The sequence below is a fragment of the Nocardia sp. BSTN01 genome, from assembly GCF_015354405.1.
Lineage (GTDB): Bacteria > Actinomycetota > Actinomycetes > Mycobacteriales > Mycobacteriaceae > Nocardia.
Genome location: NZ_JADKYP010000051.1, coordinates 10,278 through 29,296 on the forward strand (window position 1 = coordinate 10,278; position 19,019 = coordinate 29,296).

At 70.4% G+C, this 19,019-nt stretch carries 1 protein-coding gene; it reads left to right on the forward strand.

Features of this window, described 5'->3' with window-relative positions; translation table 11 throughout:
• Positions 1-446 precede the first annotated feature (446 nt).
• Complete coding sequence (locus tag IRT45_RS28750; RefSeq protein ID WP_309241194.1) at positions 447-18,662, forward strand: non-ribosomal peptide synthetase; 18,216 nt, start codon at positions 447-449, stop codon at positions 18,660-18,662.
• Positions 18,663-19,019 lie beyond the last annotated feature (357 nt).

The following is a 19,019-nucleotide window of genomic DNA, read 5'->3' on the forward strand; positions in this document are numbered from 1 at the left end:
CTTCACGTGCCAGAAGGTGATCCGGTGAACGCGATGAATTCCAACGATGTGGGTAACTTGCTCGCCCCGCCGGGCCCGGACACGGGCCACGCCGCCCCGCACGAGATATGCGGCCGGCACGGCGGCGGTGACGGCTCCGAACCCCGGGGAGGCGTCGAATCCGCGGACCGGCGATCGCGCGATCACCGGCTCCGCCGCAAACGCAGGCACTGACCTGGCCCGACGGTCCACGCGGGCGGTCGACGCGGCGCGTCGGGGCGCCGTGACCACCGCTTCCGCGCCCGGACGAATATCCGCCCACAGCAACGCGGGCGTCGTTCGTCGCGCTTGAAGAAATTCGGGGCCGCATATTTCGACCTGCTTCACGCATTACGGCGAACGTCGTTTCGGAGAACGGTCCGGCGTCTTATTACTGCGTCGAAGTAAAGAGATCCGATGGAGGACCGGTGACCCAATTCAAAAGCAACTTCGGCGGCGATCGACAGGCACCGAAGTCACCGCGGATCGGCACCACGCCACTCGGCGGTCACCAGGCATCCGGTACCGGAACACACGCACACGGCTCGGGACACGTATTCCCGCGCCCGGCCCCGGACGGCGTATTCAAGCTGACCGCGGCGCAGCGCGGAATATGGTTCGCCCAGCACCTCGCGGGGGAGTCCCCGATTTCGGTGGCGCAATACGTCGAAATCGTCGGCGAATTGGATACCGACCTGCTCGTCGAAGCCTGCCGCACCGCGAGCATCGAATTCGGATCCGGGCATCTGCACGTGATCGAGGTCGACGGCGAACCCTGCCAGTACGTCGACCACTTCCGCGGCGCCCCGGTCTCGGTGGTGGATCTGCGCCGCCACGCCGACCCGGTGGCCACCGCCCACCGGCTGATGACCGAGGACTACGCGGCACCGCTGGATCTGCTGCACGACCACCTCATGGTCTGCGTCGTCTACCAGGTCGCAGACGACCACTACCTGTGGTATCAGCGCGCCCACCACATCGCCCTCGACGGCTTCGCCGCGGTGACCATGCTGCAGCGCATCACCGAGCTGTACAACGCGTGGCTGCGCGGTGAGGAGCCCAGCGCGGCCGCGGCGAAGGATCTGGCCGACATCACCGAACAGGACCTGGCCTACCGCGGGTCGACGCGCTTCGACAACGACCGCAACTACTGGACCGAACATCTCGCCGGCGCCCCGCCGGTGGTGAGCCTGGCCGGACGCGTCGGCAAACCGACCATCCACCCGGCGCTGGTCAGCGAAGCGCTCGCCCCCGAGACCGCCGCACTGCTGGATGCCGTGGTCGCCGAACGCAGCACCAGCGTGACACCGATCGTGGTCGCCGCCTTCGCCGCCTATCTGGCCCGCATGACCGGCAGCACGGAGGTGCTGCTGAGCCTGCCGGTGTCGGGCCGGCATTCGGCGATGCTGCGCCGATCCGGCGGCATGGTCGCCAACGTGGTGCCGCTGCGCGTGCGGGTCGGTTCCCGCAGTGTCGGCGAACTGATCGACGCGGTGCAGGGCGAGCTGACCAGCGCGCTGCGCCGCCAGCGCTACCGGCAGGAAGACATCTTCCGCGATATGGGCATCGCCCGCGACGAGACCGCCTCGTTCGGACCCGCCGTGAACCTGATGATGATCGACAACGACGTCGTCCTCGGCGACACCACCGGCCACTTGCACGTGCTCACCTCCGGGCCCACCGCCGATCTGTTCGTCAACATCTATCCCGGCGCCGGCCGCGAGAGCACCCACATCGATTTCCAGGGCAACCCGAACATCTACCGCCCCGACGAACTCGCCCGCCACCACGGCCGTTTCCTGATGTTCCTGCACGAATTCCTCGCCCGCGGAACCGATCACCGCATCGACCGGCTGCCGCTGCTCGCACCGGCCGAACAGCAGCGGCTGCTGCCCGTGCGCGGCGACGACGCGGTCGCGCCGCGGCTGCTGCCCGACATCCTCGCCGACAGCGCCTACCGCCACCCCGCCTCCGACGCGATCGCCACGCCCGAGACCACACTGACCTACGGTGAGCTCGACACCCGATCCTCCCAGCTGGCCCGGCAACTGATCGCGCACGGCTGCGGGCCCGGCACCACCGTCGCGATCATGCTGCGCCGCTCGGTCGACTCGATCGTCGCCGCCTGGGCCGTCGCCAAATCCGGTGCCGCGATCGTGCAGGTGGACCCCGAATATCCGGCCAAACGCATCGAGCACATGATCGCCGACAGCGGCGCCGGTGCCGGCATCACCGTCGACGCCTACCGCGGCCGGCTGCCGCACACCGTGACCGCGGTCGTGCTCGACGATCGCGGCACCGCCGCCGCCTGCCACAACACCACCGGCGCCCCGATCGGCGACAGCGAACGCCTGCGCCCGCTGCGCCCCGACGACCTCGCCTACATCACCTACACCTCCGGATCCACCGGCATCCCCAAAGGGGTGCAGGTCACCCATGCGGGTTTGGCGAACCTGATCGCCGACCGCAGCGACGTCTGCGCTGTGGACGCCACCGCGCGGGTGTCGTATGCGCTGTCGCCGAGTTTCGACGCCTCCCTGGAACAGTTCCTGGTGTGCTTCGCCAACGGCGCGACCCTGCTGGTCGTCCCGCCGGAGGTGATCGGCGGCGACGAGTTGACCGAACTGCTCGCCGCCCAGCACGTCACCCACCTCACCCTCACCCCGGCGATGCTGGCGACCGTGGATCCGCGGCAGTTGAGCGAGCTGCGGGTGGTCGTGGTCGGCGGTGACGTGTGCCCGCCGCACGTGATCGAACGCTGGACCCACACCGCGGTGATGTTCAACGAGTACGGGCCCACCGAAACCACCGTCACCGCCGCCAGCGCCGCCATCACACCCGGCGGTGATCTGACCGTCGGCGGCCCCATCCGCGGAGTGTCGGCGATGGTGCTCGACCGCTGCCTGCAAGCGGTGCCGGCCGGGACCGCGGGCGAACTGTATCTGGCCGGGCCCGGCGTGGCACGCGGCTACAGTCACCGGTTCGCCGAAACCGCGGCCCGTTTCGTCGCCGACCCGCACGGCGGGCCCGGAGCCCGCATGTACCGCACCGGCGATATGGCGCGCTGGATCGGCGACGGACCCGTCCCCGAACTGGAGTTGCTGGGCCGCACCGACTTTCAGGTCAAGATCCGCGGCTACCGCATCGAACCCGGCGAAATCGACGCCGCGCTCGCCGCCCACGCCGACGTCGACATCTCCGTCACCGTGCCGGTGCGCAACAACGCCGACGCCACCGTGCTGGCCTCCTATGTGGTGCCGGTGCGCGGCCGCCACATCGACCCGCTGGAACTGCAACGATTCGCCCGCGACACGCTGCCGCCGCATCTGGTGCCCGCGGTGATCATGGCGTTGGACACGCTGCCGGTGAACGCGTTCGGCAAACTCGACCGCGCCGCACTGCCCGCCCCCGCCTTCGGCGCCGCACCGGCCGGCCGGGCACCGTCCACACCGCGCGAACAGCGCGTGGCGGATCTGTTCGCCGACATCCTGGACCTGGCGACCGTCGGCGCCGACGACAGCTTCTTCGCCCTCGGCGGCGACAGCATCCTGTCCATCCAGCTGGTGGCGCGAGCCAAGGCCGAGGGATTGAGCTTCTCCACCCAGGACGTGTTCGAACACAAGACGGTGGCCGGTCTGGCCGCGGTCGCCACCGACGCCGGCGGCGGCCCGCAACTGGCCGAACTGCCCGGCGGCGCGGTCGGACCCATGCCGCTGACCCCGATCATGTACGCGATGCTCGACCGCGGCCGATACCACCGATTCGCGCAGGCCACCCTCATCGAACTGCCCGGCCACGTCGACGACACCGACCTGGTGACAGCACTGGCGGCGGTACTGCAGCGCCACGACATGCTGCGCGCGGTCCTGCGCGATACCGGCTCGGGCCACCCGTCGGTCGAGGTGGCCGCGCCCGGCACGATCGACGCCGCCGCACTGTTCGAATCGGTGCGGTTGCCGCACCGCGACGCCACCGAGGTCGACGCCCGGTTGCAGGCGGCCGCCGACCGCCTCGATCCCACCGCCGGTGTGCTGGTGCACCTGGTGCGGATGAGCGACGACACCACCGGCCCCGACCTGATGTGGGTGGTGATCCACCACCTCGCGGTCGACGCGGTGTCGTGGCGGATCGTGCTCGCCGATCTCGCCGGGGCGTGGCAGCAGATCAGCTCCGGCACCGAACCCGTCTTCGGTGCCGCCACCACCTCGGTGCGGCGCTGGAGCCACGGACTCACCGAACAGGCCGCGAGCCGCCGCGCCGGCGAACTCGAACTGTGGAAGAGCATCCTCGCGCCGGGGGAGACGCTGCTCGGGTCGAGACATCTGGATCCGGCACGCGACACCGCGGCCACCGCGGGCCGCGTCGAGGTACACGTACCCGCCGACGTGTCCGAAGCGGTGCTCACCACCGTCCCGGCCCGCTTCCACGGCACCCCCAACGATCCGCTGCTGGCGGCGCTGGCGCTGGCGCTGCGACAGTGGCGTCACCGCCGCGGCGTCGACACCGGCACCGAACTGATCTCGCTGGAAGGACACGGCCGCGAGGAACACGCCGTGCCCGGCGCCGACCTCAGCTCCACCGTCGGCTGGTTCACCTCCCGCTTCCCGGTGCGCCTGGACCTGCGCGGCGTCGACACCGACGACGCGTTCGCCGGCGGCGCCGCCGCGGGAACGGCGATCGTGCGAGCCAAGGAACAGTTGCGCGCGATCCCCGACAACGGCATCGGCTACGGCATGCTGCGCTGCCTCGACCCCGACGCCGGCACCGAACTGGCGGCCACGCCCGAACCGCAGATCGCGTTCAACTACCTCGGCCGCGTCGGCGTGCACGAACAGTCCGGGCCGTGGACACCGACCACCGAATTCACCTCCCTCACCGCGACCGGCGACCCGGCGATGGCACTGCCTGCCGTCCTGGATGTCAACGCGATCGCCGAACCCGGCCCCGACGGTCTCGAACTCGACGCCACCTGGGAATTCGCCACCGACGTGCTGAACACCGCCGACGTGGAGGAACTGGCCGGACTGTGGGTGCGGGCGCTGCGCGGGCTCGCCACCCACGCCCGCACCGACACCGCCGGCGGATTCACCCCCTCGGATTTCCCGCTCGTCGACCTCACCCAGGACGAGATCGACCGCTGGCAGCTGGAATATCCGACCATGACCGACGTCTGGCCACTCACCGCACTGCAGTCCGGTCTGCTGTTCCACGCCGTCTACGACACCGACCGCGCCGACGGCTACACCGTGCAGGCCACACTCACCCTCGACGGTCAGGTCGACACCGCCCGGATGCGGGCCGCGGCACAGACCGTGATCGACCGCCACGACAGCCTGCGCACCGCCTTCGTCGAATCCGCCGCCGGGCCCCGCCAGATCGTGATGAGCGGCGTGCGCGCCGACTGGCACGACAGCGACCTCACCGACATCGCCGATGCCGGGGAACGCGCCCGCGAACGCCGCCGCATCACCGACGCCGCGTCCGCACCGTTCGACCCCGCCCGCCCGCCGCTGCTGCGGTTCCACCTGATCCGCACCGGCACGAGCCGATTCGAACTGCTGCTCACCAACCATCACATCGTGCTCGACGGCTGGTCGATGCCGCTGCTGATCCACGAACTGCTCACCCTCTACGCCGGAGACGGCGATGCGGCCGCCCTGCCACCGGCCGGCACCTACCGCGACTACCTGCACTGGCTGCACAGCCAGGACCGCGCCGCCGCGATCACCGCCTGGCAGAACATGCTCGCCGGCATCGAGAGCCCGACCCTGGTCACCGGGCGCCCGGACCGGACCGTGCCCGCCGACAACGCCGAGGTCAGCCGCAACCTGTCCGCCGAGACCACCGCCGCGATCACCGACCTGTCGCGCGCCTACGGTGTCACCGCCAACACCACCGTGCAGGTGGCGTGGGCGCTGCTGCTCACCACCCTGACCGGCCGCGCCGACATCGTATTCGGCAACACCGTCTCCGACCGGCCGCCCCAGCTGCCGGGAGTCGAGCGCATGGTGGGGCTGTTCATCAACACCCTGCCCGTGCGGATCCGGCTCGAACCCGCCGAAACGGTCGCCGACCTGCTGACCCGGGTGCAGTCCGAACAGGCCGCCATCCTCGATCACCGGCATCTCGGGCTGGCCGAACTGCAACGCGCCACCGGTTTCGCCGACATGTTCGACACGGTGACCGTCCTCGAGTCCTATCCGCTCGATCGCGAACAGCTGGGCCACAGTCTGCGCGACGCCGGGCTGCGGTTCGTCGACGTCGACGCCCACGACGCCACCCCGTACCCGCTGAGCCTGCAGGTGACCCCGCCGCGACCAGGCCGCGACAGCGACCCCGACTCGGCCACCCACACCGTGATGCTGCGCTTCTCCTGCGACCGGCTCGACACCGACACCGCCCGCACCCTGCTCGACCGCTACGAACAGATTCTCGACCAGATCACCGCCGACCCCACCGCGACCGTCGCCACGATCACCCCCGGCTCGAATACCGAAGCGGCCGAACCGATTCCGGTGCGCAGCGCACCGGCCGGGCGCACCCTGCGCGACATCCTCGCCGACACCGCCCGCGCGCACCCGGACGCGGTGGCCGTGCGGGCCGGGACCACCACCCTCACCTATCGCGAACTCGCCGCGCGGTCCCATCGGCTCGCGCAGCGGCTGCTCGCCCGCGGCGCACGACCGGAAACCGTTGTCGCCGTGGTCGTTCCGCGATCGATCGAGCTGGCGGTCGCGATCTGGGCGGTCGCCGAAACCGGGGCGGCGTTCCTGCCGCTGGATCCGGGCAACCCCGGCGAACGCCTCGCCGAACTGCTCGCCGACTCGCGCACCGCCCTCGGAGTCACCACCCGCGCCCTCGCACACCGGCTCCCCGGCACCGTCGACTGGGCCCACGCCGACACCGACCCGACCGCCGAACCCGACACCACCACCGTGCACGAGGTGCGCCTCGACCACGCCGCCTACCTGATCTACACCTCCGGATCGACCGGCACCCCCAAAGCCGTGCACCTGACCCACCGCGGCCTCGCCGGACTGGCCGCCGCACACGCCGACGCCTTCGGTGTCGACACCACCTCGACCGTGTTGCAGGTCGCCTCACCGGGATTCGACGCCTGCCTGTCGGAACTGCTGCTCGCCCACGGACACGGCGCCTGCCTCGTGATCGCACCGCCCGACGTCTACGGCGGCGCCGCACTCGAAGACCTGCTGCACACATATGGGGTGACCCATGCCATCATCACCCCGTCGGTGCTCGACACGATGGATCCCGCGCACGTGCCGGCCCTGACCACGATCGCGGTCGTCGGGGAGGCCACCGGCAGCGACCTCGTCGCCCGCTGGGCGCCCGGGCGGCGGCTGATGAACCACTACGGCCCCACCGAAACCACCGTGTGGGCCACCGGATCCGACGCACTGGCCCCCGGCGAACCCGTCACCATCGGCACCCCGATCCACGGACTGTCGGTCACCGTGCGCGACATGTGGCTGCGACCGGTCCCCGCCGGCATGGCCGGCGAACTGTACGTGCGCGGCCCCGCCCTGGCCCGCGGCTACCTCGACCGCCCCGCCACCACCGCCGCCCGCTTCGTCGCCGACCCGGAATCGCCTCGCGGACAACGCCTCTACCGCACCGGCGACAGCGTGCGCTGGCTGCACACCCCGCACGGACCGCACCTGCAATACCTCGGCCGCAGCGACCAGCAGGTCAAGATCCACGGCCTGCGCATCGAACCGGGGGAGATCGACGCCCGGCTGACCCGCCACGACACCGTGGCCGCCGCCGCCACCGTCGACCGCCCCGGACCCGCCGGCGAACCCGTGCTGGTGTCCTATGTCGTCGCCGCACTCGGCGCCACCCTCGACCCCGCCGCGCTACACGCCGACCTCGAACGCGAACTGGCCCACTACATGAACCCGGCCGCCATCGTGGAACTGGAGCAGATGCCGCGCACGGCGGTCGGCAAGATCGACCGCAAAGCGTTGCGCGCCCTCGACTTCCGGACCGACGAGGCCGCCGGCCGGGCACCGGCCACCGCCGAGGAACAACTCGTGGCGAAACTGTTCGCCGAAGTCCTGCACCGCGACACCGTGTACGCCGACAGCAACTTCTTCACCCTCGGCGGCGACAGCATCGTGTCCATGCGCCTGGTGGCGTTGGCCCGCTCGGCCGGGCTCACCCTCACCCCCCGCGACGTCTTCGAAGCCAAAACCGTCGCCGCGCTCGCCGAACTGGTCCGCGACACCGCCACCACCGACCCGTCGCTCGCGCACGGGCCCGCCCACCGCGCCGAACACCGGCCCCCGCGCCCAGCGGACTTCCCGCTCGTCGACCTGACCGCCGCCGACGTCGAGCGGCTCGCCCACCGCTACCCGGAGCTGGCCGACGTGTGGCCGCTGTCGCCGATGCAAGCCGGAATCCGCTTCCACTCCACCTACAACCCCGGCGCCGGCGACAACTACACCGTCCACACCGCGATCGACTTCACCGGCACCGTCGACGCCGAACGGCTGCGCCACGCCGCCCAGGCCCTCGTCGACCGCCACGACATCCTGCGCGCCGCCTTCACCGACACCGGCGCCGGACCTTGCCAGATCGTGCTCGCCCACGCGCCCGTCCGCTTCCGGCACATCGACCTCACCGACACCGACCACACCGGTTACACCGACCTGGACCGGGTGGCCGCCGACGACGCCGCCGAAGGGTTCGACCTGTCCGCGCCGCCGCTGATCCGGTTCACCCTGATCACCGTGCGCCCCGACACCTTCCGGCTGCTGGTCACCAACCACCACGTCATCCTCGACGGCTGGTCCATGCCGCTGCTGATGAGCGAACTACTCGCCTCCTACGCCACCCCCGCCCACATCGACACCGCCGAACCCGCCCCCAGCTACCGCGACTACCTGGGCTGGCTGCACCGCCAAGACCTCGCCGCCTCCACCGCCGCCTGGGCCCACGAATACGCCGACGTCGAATCACCCACCCGCGTCGCCCGCGCCGACGCCGCCCACCGCGACACCTCCGCCGGCGAAATCGACACCCTGCTGCCCGCGCAACGCGTCGCCGACCTGCGCCGCGTCGCCGCCGACGCGGCCGTCACCGTCAACACCGCCGTCGCCGCGGCCTGGGCGCTGACCCTGCGCGAACTCACCGGCGACACCGACGTCGTCTTCGGATCCGCCGTCTCCGGCCGGCCCCCCGAACTCCCGCAGGTCGACCGCACACTCGGCATGTTCCTCAACACCATCCCCGTGCGCGTCCCCCTGGACCCCACCCTGACCGTCGAACAACTGCTGACCCGCATCCAGCAACACCAGACCCGCATGCTCGACCACCACCACATCGGACTGCCCGACATCCACCGCGCCGCCGGAATGACCGCCCTGTTCGACACCGCCGTCGCATTCCAATCCTTCCCCGTCGACCGGCCCGCGCTGCAGCACCTCGTCGACGCCGCCGGCCTGCGCATCGACGACATCGCCGGCGTCGACGCCACCCCGTATCCGCTCAGCCTCGTCGTCGCCCCCGAACCCACCGACCCCCACACCGAACCGGCCGCCGCGGCCGGGCTGCGCATCACCCTGCGCTACCTCGACGACGAATTCGACACCCACCGCGCCCGCTGGATCCTCGACCGATTCGTCACACTCCTGCACCGCATCGCCGACCACCCCGCCACCCACCTGGCCCGCCTCACCGCGACCGACGACACCGCACCCGCCCACCCCGCCCGAGCCCACCAGCGGCCGCGCACCTTCGGCGACATCCTCACCGCCACCGCCGCCGCCCACCCCGACGCGGTCGCCGCCACCTGCGGCACCGACACCGCCACCTACCGCGACCTCGACCAGCGATCCAACCGGCTCGCGCGGCTGCTGCTGCGCCGCGGCCTCACCCCGCACACCGTGCTCGCCATCGCGCTGCCCCGCTCCCTGGACGCGGTCGTCACCGTGTGGGCCGCCGCGAAGACCGGCGCCGCGTTCGTGCCGATCGACCCCCGCCTGCCCGCCGACCGCATCGCCTTCCTGCTCGACGACTCCGGCGCCCCTCTCGGCATCACAGACACCGGCGGCATCCACCCCGACAGCGCCCGCCCGACCCAGCCCATCGACTGGCTCACCCTCGACGACCCCGACACCGTCCACGCCCTCGACACCGAATCCGCCGCACCGATCACCGACACCGAACGCGGCGCAGCACTCACCCCCGACCACACCGCCTACCTCATCTACACCTCCGGATCCACCGGAACCCCCAAAGGCGTCCTGGTCACCCACCGCGGCCTCACCGACCTCGTCGACGCCCAGCAACGCCTCCTCGGCGTCACCGCCGACTCCGCCGTCCTGCAGGTCGCCTCACCGTCCTTCGACGCCTCGATCTTCGAACTGCTCATGGCCCACGGCACCGGCGGCCGCCTGGTCGTATCCCCACCCGACGTCTACGGCGGCCCCGACCTGGCGAAACTGATTCAATACGAACACATCTCACACGCCGTACTCACACCGTCGGCGCTGGCCACCATCCCCGGCGACCGCTTCGACACCCTGCGCGTACTGGCCACCGCCGGCGAACCCGTCGGACCCGAACTCGTCGACCGGTGGGCACCCGGACGCACCATGGTCAACCTCTACGGACCTACCGAATCCACCATCTGGGCCACCGCCAGCGCACCACTGACCCCCGGCGCGCCGATCACCATCGGCACCCCCGCCGGCCCCGTCACCACCACCGTCCTCGACACCTGGCTGCGGCCCGTCCCGCACGGCGTCGCGGGGGAGCTGTACCTGCTCGGCCCCGGACTCGCCGACGGCTACAAAGACCGCACCGCACTGACCGCGACCCGCTTCGTCGCCTGCCCCTTCGGCGCACCCGGCACCCGCATGTACCGCACCGGCGACATCGTGCGCCGCACCGGCACCGGCGACCTGGAATTCGTGGGACGCAACGACTTCCAGGTCAAAGTCCGCGGCAACCGCATCGAACTCGCCGAAATCGACGCCGCCCTGGCCACCCACCCCGACGTCGCCTTCGCCGTCACCATCCCACGCACCGACGACGGCCGCCCCACCACCCTCGTCTCCTACGTGACACCCGCCCCCGGCGCCACACTCTCCGACACCGACCTGAAAACCACACTCGCCCAAGCACTTCCGCCCTACATGGTGCCCGCCGCCGTCATGATCCTCGACGAGGTGCCACTCACCCCGACCGGCAAACTCGACCGCGACCGACTACCCCGGCCCCCCGAAACCACCCGCACCTTCCGCGCACCCACCACCTGGGCCGAAGACATCGTCGCCCACGCCTACGAACAAGTCCTCGACACCGAACACGTCGGCGCCGACGACGACTTCTTCGCCCTCGGCGGCGACTCGCTCAGCGCCGCCCTCGTCGCCGCCCGCATCGGCGCCGCCCTCGACGTGCGCATCCCCGTCCGCACCATCTTCGAAGAACCCACCGTCGCCGCCCTCGCCCGCGCCGCCCGCACCCTGCACGGCACCGCCCGCATCCCACTCACCGCCGCCGACCGCCCCGACCCCCTCCCACTGTCGCTGGCCCAGCAACGCATGTGGTTCCTCAACCGATTCGAACCCGACTCGGCCGCCTACAACATCCCCGTCATGCTGCACCTGTCCGGACGCCTCGACACCGACGCACTCAGCGCCGCCCTCGACGACGTCCTCACCCGCCACGAAGTGCTGCGCACCATCTACCCCGAAACCGACGGCGAACCCCGCCAGCTCATCCTCGACCGGGCACCGATCACCCTCGAAACCGGCCACCCCACCCACGACACCCTCCCACACCTGCTCACCGAATTCGTGCGCCGCGGCTTCGACGTCTCCACCCAGGTACCGTTGCGCGTCGCCCTGTACGACATCACCACCACCGACACCACCGGCCAATACATGCTGATCCTCGTCGTGCACCACATCGCCGGCGACGGACAATCCATGGGCCCGCTGGCCCGCGACGTCATGACCGCCTACGCCGCCCGCCACACCGGACAACCCCCACAGTGGCAGCCACTGCCCGTGCAATACGCCGACTTCGCGCTGTGGCAACGCCGAGTCCTCGGCGCCGCCGACGACCCCACCTCACTGATGTCCACCCAGCTCGACTACTGGCGCACCACCCTCGACCGCGTCCCCGACCTGCTCGACCTGCCCACCGACCGGCCCCGGCCCACCGTCGCCACCCTCACCGGCGGCCGCGTCCCCCTCGACATCCCCGCACCCCTGCACCAGCAACTGCAGACACTGGCCCGCGACCACGGCACCTCCCTGTTCATGGTCGTCCACGCCGCACTCGCCGTCCTGCTCGGACGCCTCGCCGACACCGACGACATCGTCATCGGCACCCCCGTCGCCGGACGCGGCGAACCCGGCCTCGACGACCTCGTCGGCATGTTCGTCAACACCCTCGCCCTGCGCACACCCATCGACCCCGCCGAACCGTTCACCGAACTGCTGGCCCGCACCCGCGACACCGACCTGCACGCCCTCGACCACGCCGAGGTCCCCTTCGAACGCATCGTGGAAGAACTCAACCCGCACCGCACCACCGCCGCACACCCCCTGTTCCAAGTAGTGCTCGCCTTCCAGAACACCGGCGCCATCGACATCGCCCTGCCCGACGTCGACGTCTCCCGCGCCGACGTCGACACCGGCACCAGCCAATTCGACCTCCAACTCGTCATCTCCGACACCTCCACCGAAACCGGTGCGGCCCAAGGCCTCTCCGGCATGCTGATGTACGCCCGCGACCTGTTCGACCCCGACACCGTCACCGGGTTCGTGCAACGGCTGCTGCGGATCCTCCACACCGTCGCCACCACCCCCGACACCCCCGTCGGCGACATCGACTGGCTGCACCCCCACGAACGCCACACCCTGCTCTCCAGCATCGGCCCACGCACCGCACCCACACCCGAATCACCGCTGCTGCCCGCCGTATTCGCCGACGCCGTGCGCCGCAACCCCGACGGCCTCGCCCTCACCACCGGCGAGGACGGCCTCACCTACACCGAACTCGACCGGCGCTCCAACCGCCTGGCCCGGTTACTCATCGACCACGGCGCCGGACTCGAAATCCCCGTCCTGGCCGCCGCACCGCGCTCCGCCGAATCCGTGCTCATCTGGTGGGCCATCGTCAAAACCGGCGCCACCTACGTTCCTGTCGACCCCGCCTACCCGGCCCACCGCATCGACCACATGATCACCGATTCGGCTGCCGCACTGGGCATCACCGTCACCACCGCACGCCCCCACCTACCCGACACCGCCCACTGGATCACCCTCGACGCACCCGACACCCTCGCACACCTCGACACCCACCCCGACAACCCGATCGACGACCACGACCGGCTGCGGCCCCTACGCCCCACCAGCACCGCCTACGTGGTCTTCACCTCCGGATCCACCGGCCGCCCCAAAGGCGTCGCCGTCACCCACACCGGCATCGCCGATCTCGTCGCCACCCAACGCACCGACTACCACATCGAACCCGGCGCCCGATTCCTGCACTTCGCCTCACCATCCTTCGACGCCTCCCTGATGGAAATCCTGTTCGCCACCGCCGGCGCCGCCACCCTCGTCATCGCACCCCCCGCCACCTACGGTGGCGACGACCTCGCCGACCTGCTGCGCAACCGGCACGTCACCCACGCCTTCGTCACCCCCGCCGCCCTCGCCTCGGTCGACCCCACCGGACTCGACGACCTGCAACTGGTGCTCTCCGGCGGCGAAGAAGTCCCCGCCGAACTGATCAACCGGTGGGCAGGCACCGACCGCCGCGGCACCCGCGAATTCCGCATCCTCTACGGACCCACCGAAACCACCATCCTCGCCACCGCCACCCGGGCCCTGCACGCGGGGGACCGGCCCACCATCGGCACCCCACTACCCGGCATGCAGGCATTGATCCTCGACACCCGCCTGCATCCCGTCCCCGCCGGCGTGGTCGGCGAACTCTACCTCGCCGGACCCGCCCCGGCCCGCGGCTACCTCAACCGCACCGCCACCACCGCCACCCGATTCGTGCCCTGCCCGGCCGGTGAACCCGGCACCCGCATGTACCGCACCGGCGACCTCGTGCGCTGGAGCACGCACGGCGACATCGAATTCGTCGGACGCAACGACTTCCAGGTCAAAGTCCGCGGCTACCGCATCGAACTCGGCGAGATCGACGCCGTCCTCGACGCCCGCCCCGACATCGCCTTCGCCGCCACCATCGCCCACCGGCAGGGCAACGCCCCCGCCATGCTGGTCACCTACGTCGTCCCCGCACCCGGCGCCACACCCACCGCCACCGAACTGACCCACGCCCTCGCCGACGCCCTCCCGCCCTACATGGTGCCCGCCGCCGTCATGATCCTCGACGCGATCCCACTGTCACCCAACGGAAAACTCGACCGCAGCGCACTGCCCGAACCCGTCCTGCACACCGAAACATTCCGCGCACCCGCCTCACCGGTGGAGGAAATCGTCGCCGGCATCTTCGGCGACCTCCTCGGCCTCGACACCACCATCGGCGCCGACGACAACTTCTTCGACCTCGGCGGCAACAGCCTCGTCGCCACCCGCGCCGCCGCCCGCATCGGCGCCGCCCTCGACACCCGCGTCCCGGTCTCGATGATCTTCGACGCACCCACCGTCGCCAAACTCGCCGCCCGCGCCGAATCCCACGCCGACACCCGCCGCATCGCCCTCACCGAACAACCACGCCCACACCACCTCCCGCTGTCCTACGCACAACAGCGCATGTGGTTCCTCAACCGCTTCGAACCCGACACCCCCGCCTACAGCATCCCCATCGTCATCCGGCTCACCGGCCGCCTCGACATCGACGCCCTGCACGCCGCCATCGGCGACGTCATCACCCGCCACGAAGTACTGCGCACCATCTACCCGGCCGTCGACGGCGAACCCACCCAGCAAATCCTCCCACCCGCCGACGCCGTCCCACCCCTGACCGTCACCGCCATCCCCGAAACCGAACTCCCACACACCCTCTCGTCGCTGCTGGCCACCGTCTTCGACGTCACCACCACCGTGCCGCTGCGCATCCGGCTCTACGACATCGGTGACGACACCTGGATCCTCGCCCTCGTCGTCCACCACATCGCCGGCGACGGATCCTCCCTGGCACCCCTGGCCCGCGACCTCACCATCGCCTACACCGCACGACTCGACGGCGACGCCCCCGCCTGGCCGCCCCTGCCCGTCCAATACGCCGACTACGCCCTCTGGCAACGCACTGTTCTCGGCGACGACAGCGATCCCGACTCGCTCCTGCACGCCCAGATCGACTACTGGACAACACAACTCGCCGACGTCCCCGCACTGCTCGCCCTGCCCACCGACCGGCCGCGACCGCCCGTGCAAACCTACGCCGGCGCCGCCGTGCCGCTCACCGTCGACCCCGAACTCCACGCCGGGCTCCAGCACATCGCCCGCGCCCACAACACCACCCTGTTCATGGTGTTCCACGCCGCCCTCGCCGCCGTCCTGGCTCGCCTCGCCGGCACCGACGACATCACCATCGGCACCCCCTACGCCGGACGCGGCGAACCCGAACTCGACGACCTCGTCGGCATGTTCGTCAACACCCTGGTCCTGCGCACCCACGTCGGCACCGACATGACGTTCACCGACCTGCTCGAACAGGTCCGAGACACCGACCTCGCCGCCTTCGGCCACGCCGACGTCCCCTTCGAACGCCTCGTCCAGGAACTCAACCCCGCCCGCTCCCACGCCCACCACCCCCTGTTCCAGGTGATGCTCGCCGTCCAGAACCTCACCGGCACCGAATTCGAACTCCCCGAACTCACCCTCTCCGCCGTCGAAGCCGACCTCGACACCTCCCTGTTCGACCTGCAGATCACCGTCTCCGACAGCTACGACGACCACGGCGGCCCCGCCGGCATCACCGGCGGCATCACCTACGCCCGCGACCTGTTCGACCCCGACACCGTCACCGCCCTCGTCGCCCGCCTCGACCGGCTGCTGCGCGCCCTCGTCGCCGACCCCACCCGACTCGTCCACGACGTCGACCTGCTCGACGCCGACGAACGTCACAACGTCGTGGTCCGCTGGAACTGCACCCAGCACGCCCTGCCCACCGACGAGACACTGACCTCCATGTTCGCCGACGCCGTCCCGGCATACCGCGACCGCATCGCCGTCACCTACGACGACCTGTCCCTGACCTACGCGCAGTTCTCCGCCCGCGTCAACCGGCTCGCCCGCTGGCTCATCACCCGCGGCGTCGGCCCGGAAAAGCTGGTCGCCGTGCGGATGCGCCGCTCACTCGACCAGGTCACCGCCCTCTACGCCGTCCTCGCCGCCGGCGGCGGATACGTGCCCGTCGACCCCGACCTGCCCGCCGACCGCATCGACTACATGCTCGCCACCGCCGCCCCCGTCGTCGTCCTGTCCACCCTCGACGGCATCGACCTGTCAGCCTTCGACGACACCCCCGTCACCGATCGGGAACGCCACGCGCCACTGCGACCGGACAACACCGCCTACGTCCTGTTCACCTCCGGATCCACCGGCCGGCCCAAAGGCGTCGCCGTCCCGCACGGCGCGGCCGCCAACCAGATCCGCTGGCTCAGCGACGAATACGAACTCACCGCCGACGATGTGGTCCTGCAGAAGACGCCGGCCACCTTCGACGTCTCGGTCTGGGAACTGTTCGCCACCCTCGGCGTCGGCGCCCGCCTCGTCATCGCCCGCGCAGACGGCCACACCGACCCCGCCTACCTCGCCGAAATCATTGCCGCACAACAGATCACGATCACCTCGTTCGTGCCGTCCATGCTCGCCGTGTTCGCCGAGGCCGCACCCGCCCGCACCCTGACCTCACTGCGCGCACTGCTCATCGGGGGAGAGGCATTCGGGTCCGATACCGTGGCCGCCGTCCGGCGTGTACTGCCCGACGTCGAACTCGACAACCTGTATGGCCCCACCGAATTCACCGTGCACGTCACCTCCCACCGCGTCACCGCCGCCGACCAGGGCAGCGTGCCCATGGGCACGCCCGTCTGGAACGCCCGCGCCTACGTCCTCGACGCCCGGCTCAACCCCGTACCACCCGGAGTGGCGGGGGACCTGTACCTCGCGGGCACCCAGATCGCCCGCGGCTACCACGCCCGCCCCGGCCTCACCGCCGAACGGTTCGTGCCCGACCCCTACAACGACGGCGGACGCATGTACCGCACCGGTGACCTCGTGCGGCGCCGCCGCCGCGACGGCGAACTGGAATATCTGGGCCGCACCGACTTCCAGGTCAAACTGCGCGGCCTGCGCATCGAACTCGGCGAAATCGAAACCGTGCTCGCCGAACATCCCGGCGTCGCGCGCGCCATCGCCGTCGTCCACTCCAGTGAGATCGCCGCCCAGCTCGTCGGCTACCTCGTACCCGCCGCCGGCGCCACCGTCGACACCGACGCGGTGCTCGCGCACGCCGCCGCCGAACTGCCCAACTACATGGTGCCCACCACGCTCATGGTGCTCGACACCGTACCGCTCACCGCATCCGGCAAACTCGACCGCGCCCGGCTGCCCGAACCGGTGGCCGTGGTAGGGGAGTTCCGCGAACCGTCGTCCTGGCTGGAAGGCGAGATCGCCCGCGCGTTCGAACACGTCCTCGGCGTCACCCACGTCGGAGCCGACGACGACTTCTACGCCCTCGGTGGCAACTCGCTGCGCTCGGTACAGGTCGCCAGCGAACTCACCAAGGAACTCGACTTCGAGATCCCGCTCGGATGGATGCTGTCGGATCCGAATCCGGCCGACCTCGCCAAGCGCATCGAAACCGGGATGAGCAACGGGCATCACGAATCCGAGCCTGCCGCCTTCGGATTGGACGTCGTGCTGCCCATCCGGACCGGAGGCAGCCGGCCACCGCTGTTCTGCATCCATCCCGCCTCGGGACTGTCGTGGTGCTATTACACCTTCGGCGACCACCTCGCCGGCGACCGCGCGATCTACGGCCTGCAGGCGCCGCAGATCGGTGGGGAAGTGCCCGGCCCGCAGACGTTCGAGGAGATCGCGCGCCGCTACTTCCAGGAGATCCGCGCCATCCAGCCGCACGGGCCCTACCATCTGCTCGGCTGGTCGCTCGGCGGGCAGATCGCGCACGCCGTCGCCGCCGAAATGCGTTCGGCCGGTGAGGAAGTCGCGTTGCTGGCGCTGCTGGACGCCGAAGCCGAAGGGATCGACGCCACGGAGGTCTCCGAGGCCACACCAGGGGAGCTGATCAGCAATCTCGGCCCGGTCATGGGCATCGACGTCGTCGGCGCCGACGCCACCGCCGAGGAGGCCGCCGACCTGATCCGCCGACAGCTGGGCGACAGCTTCGCCATCGACGCCGCCACCATCGAACGCATGACCGACGCCTACAACCTGTCGATCCGCGCCGCGAGTGCCTGGCAGCCGCCGGTACTCGATGCCGACATGCTGTATTTCACCGCCACGACGGACCGGCGCGCCGACGCCGCAGGCCACGAGGGATGGGCCCGGTTCGTCAGCGGCCAGATCTCGAATGTCGATATCGCGGCCGAGCATCTGGCGATGACCGAACCCGCCGTCGTCGCCGAGATCGCGAAGATCCTCAACCGGCGGCTGGATCGGTGAGGGGATCGGTCTTCGGGGCCGGACTGCGATTACCTGACATAATGTAGATTATCGGCGCAATGGAACGGGCGCCGGAGGCTGCGTTAACGCCTGTGTGTCAGCGCGTTTCGACGCTCGGGCGTTGGCGCCCTCGGCTCGCCGCTCGACTCTTCTGTCTGCTGTCCGACGGCGCTCGATGCGACGATGTCTCGCCCAATTCCGCCGAAATCCGCGTGAAGAACTTTTTCGCCTCCAGTACGATTTGCCGGAAAATTTTCTGCGGCGCGCATCGGTCCGAGCCGCGCTCCCTACCGGCCCTTCCCCAGCTTCCCGGACTCTGGCCGCAAAACGTCACAGTGACGTAATGAGGGTGGCTGG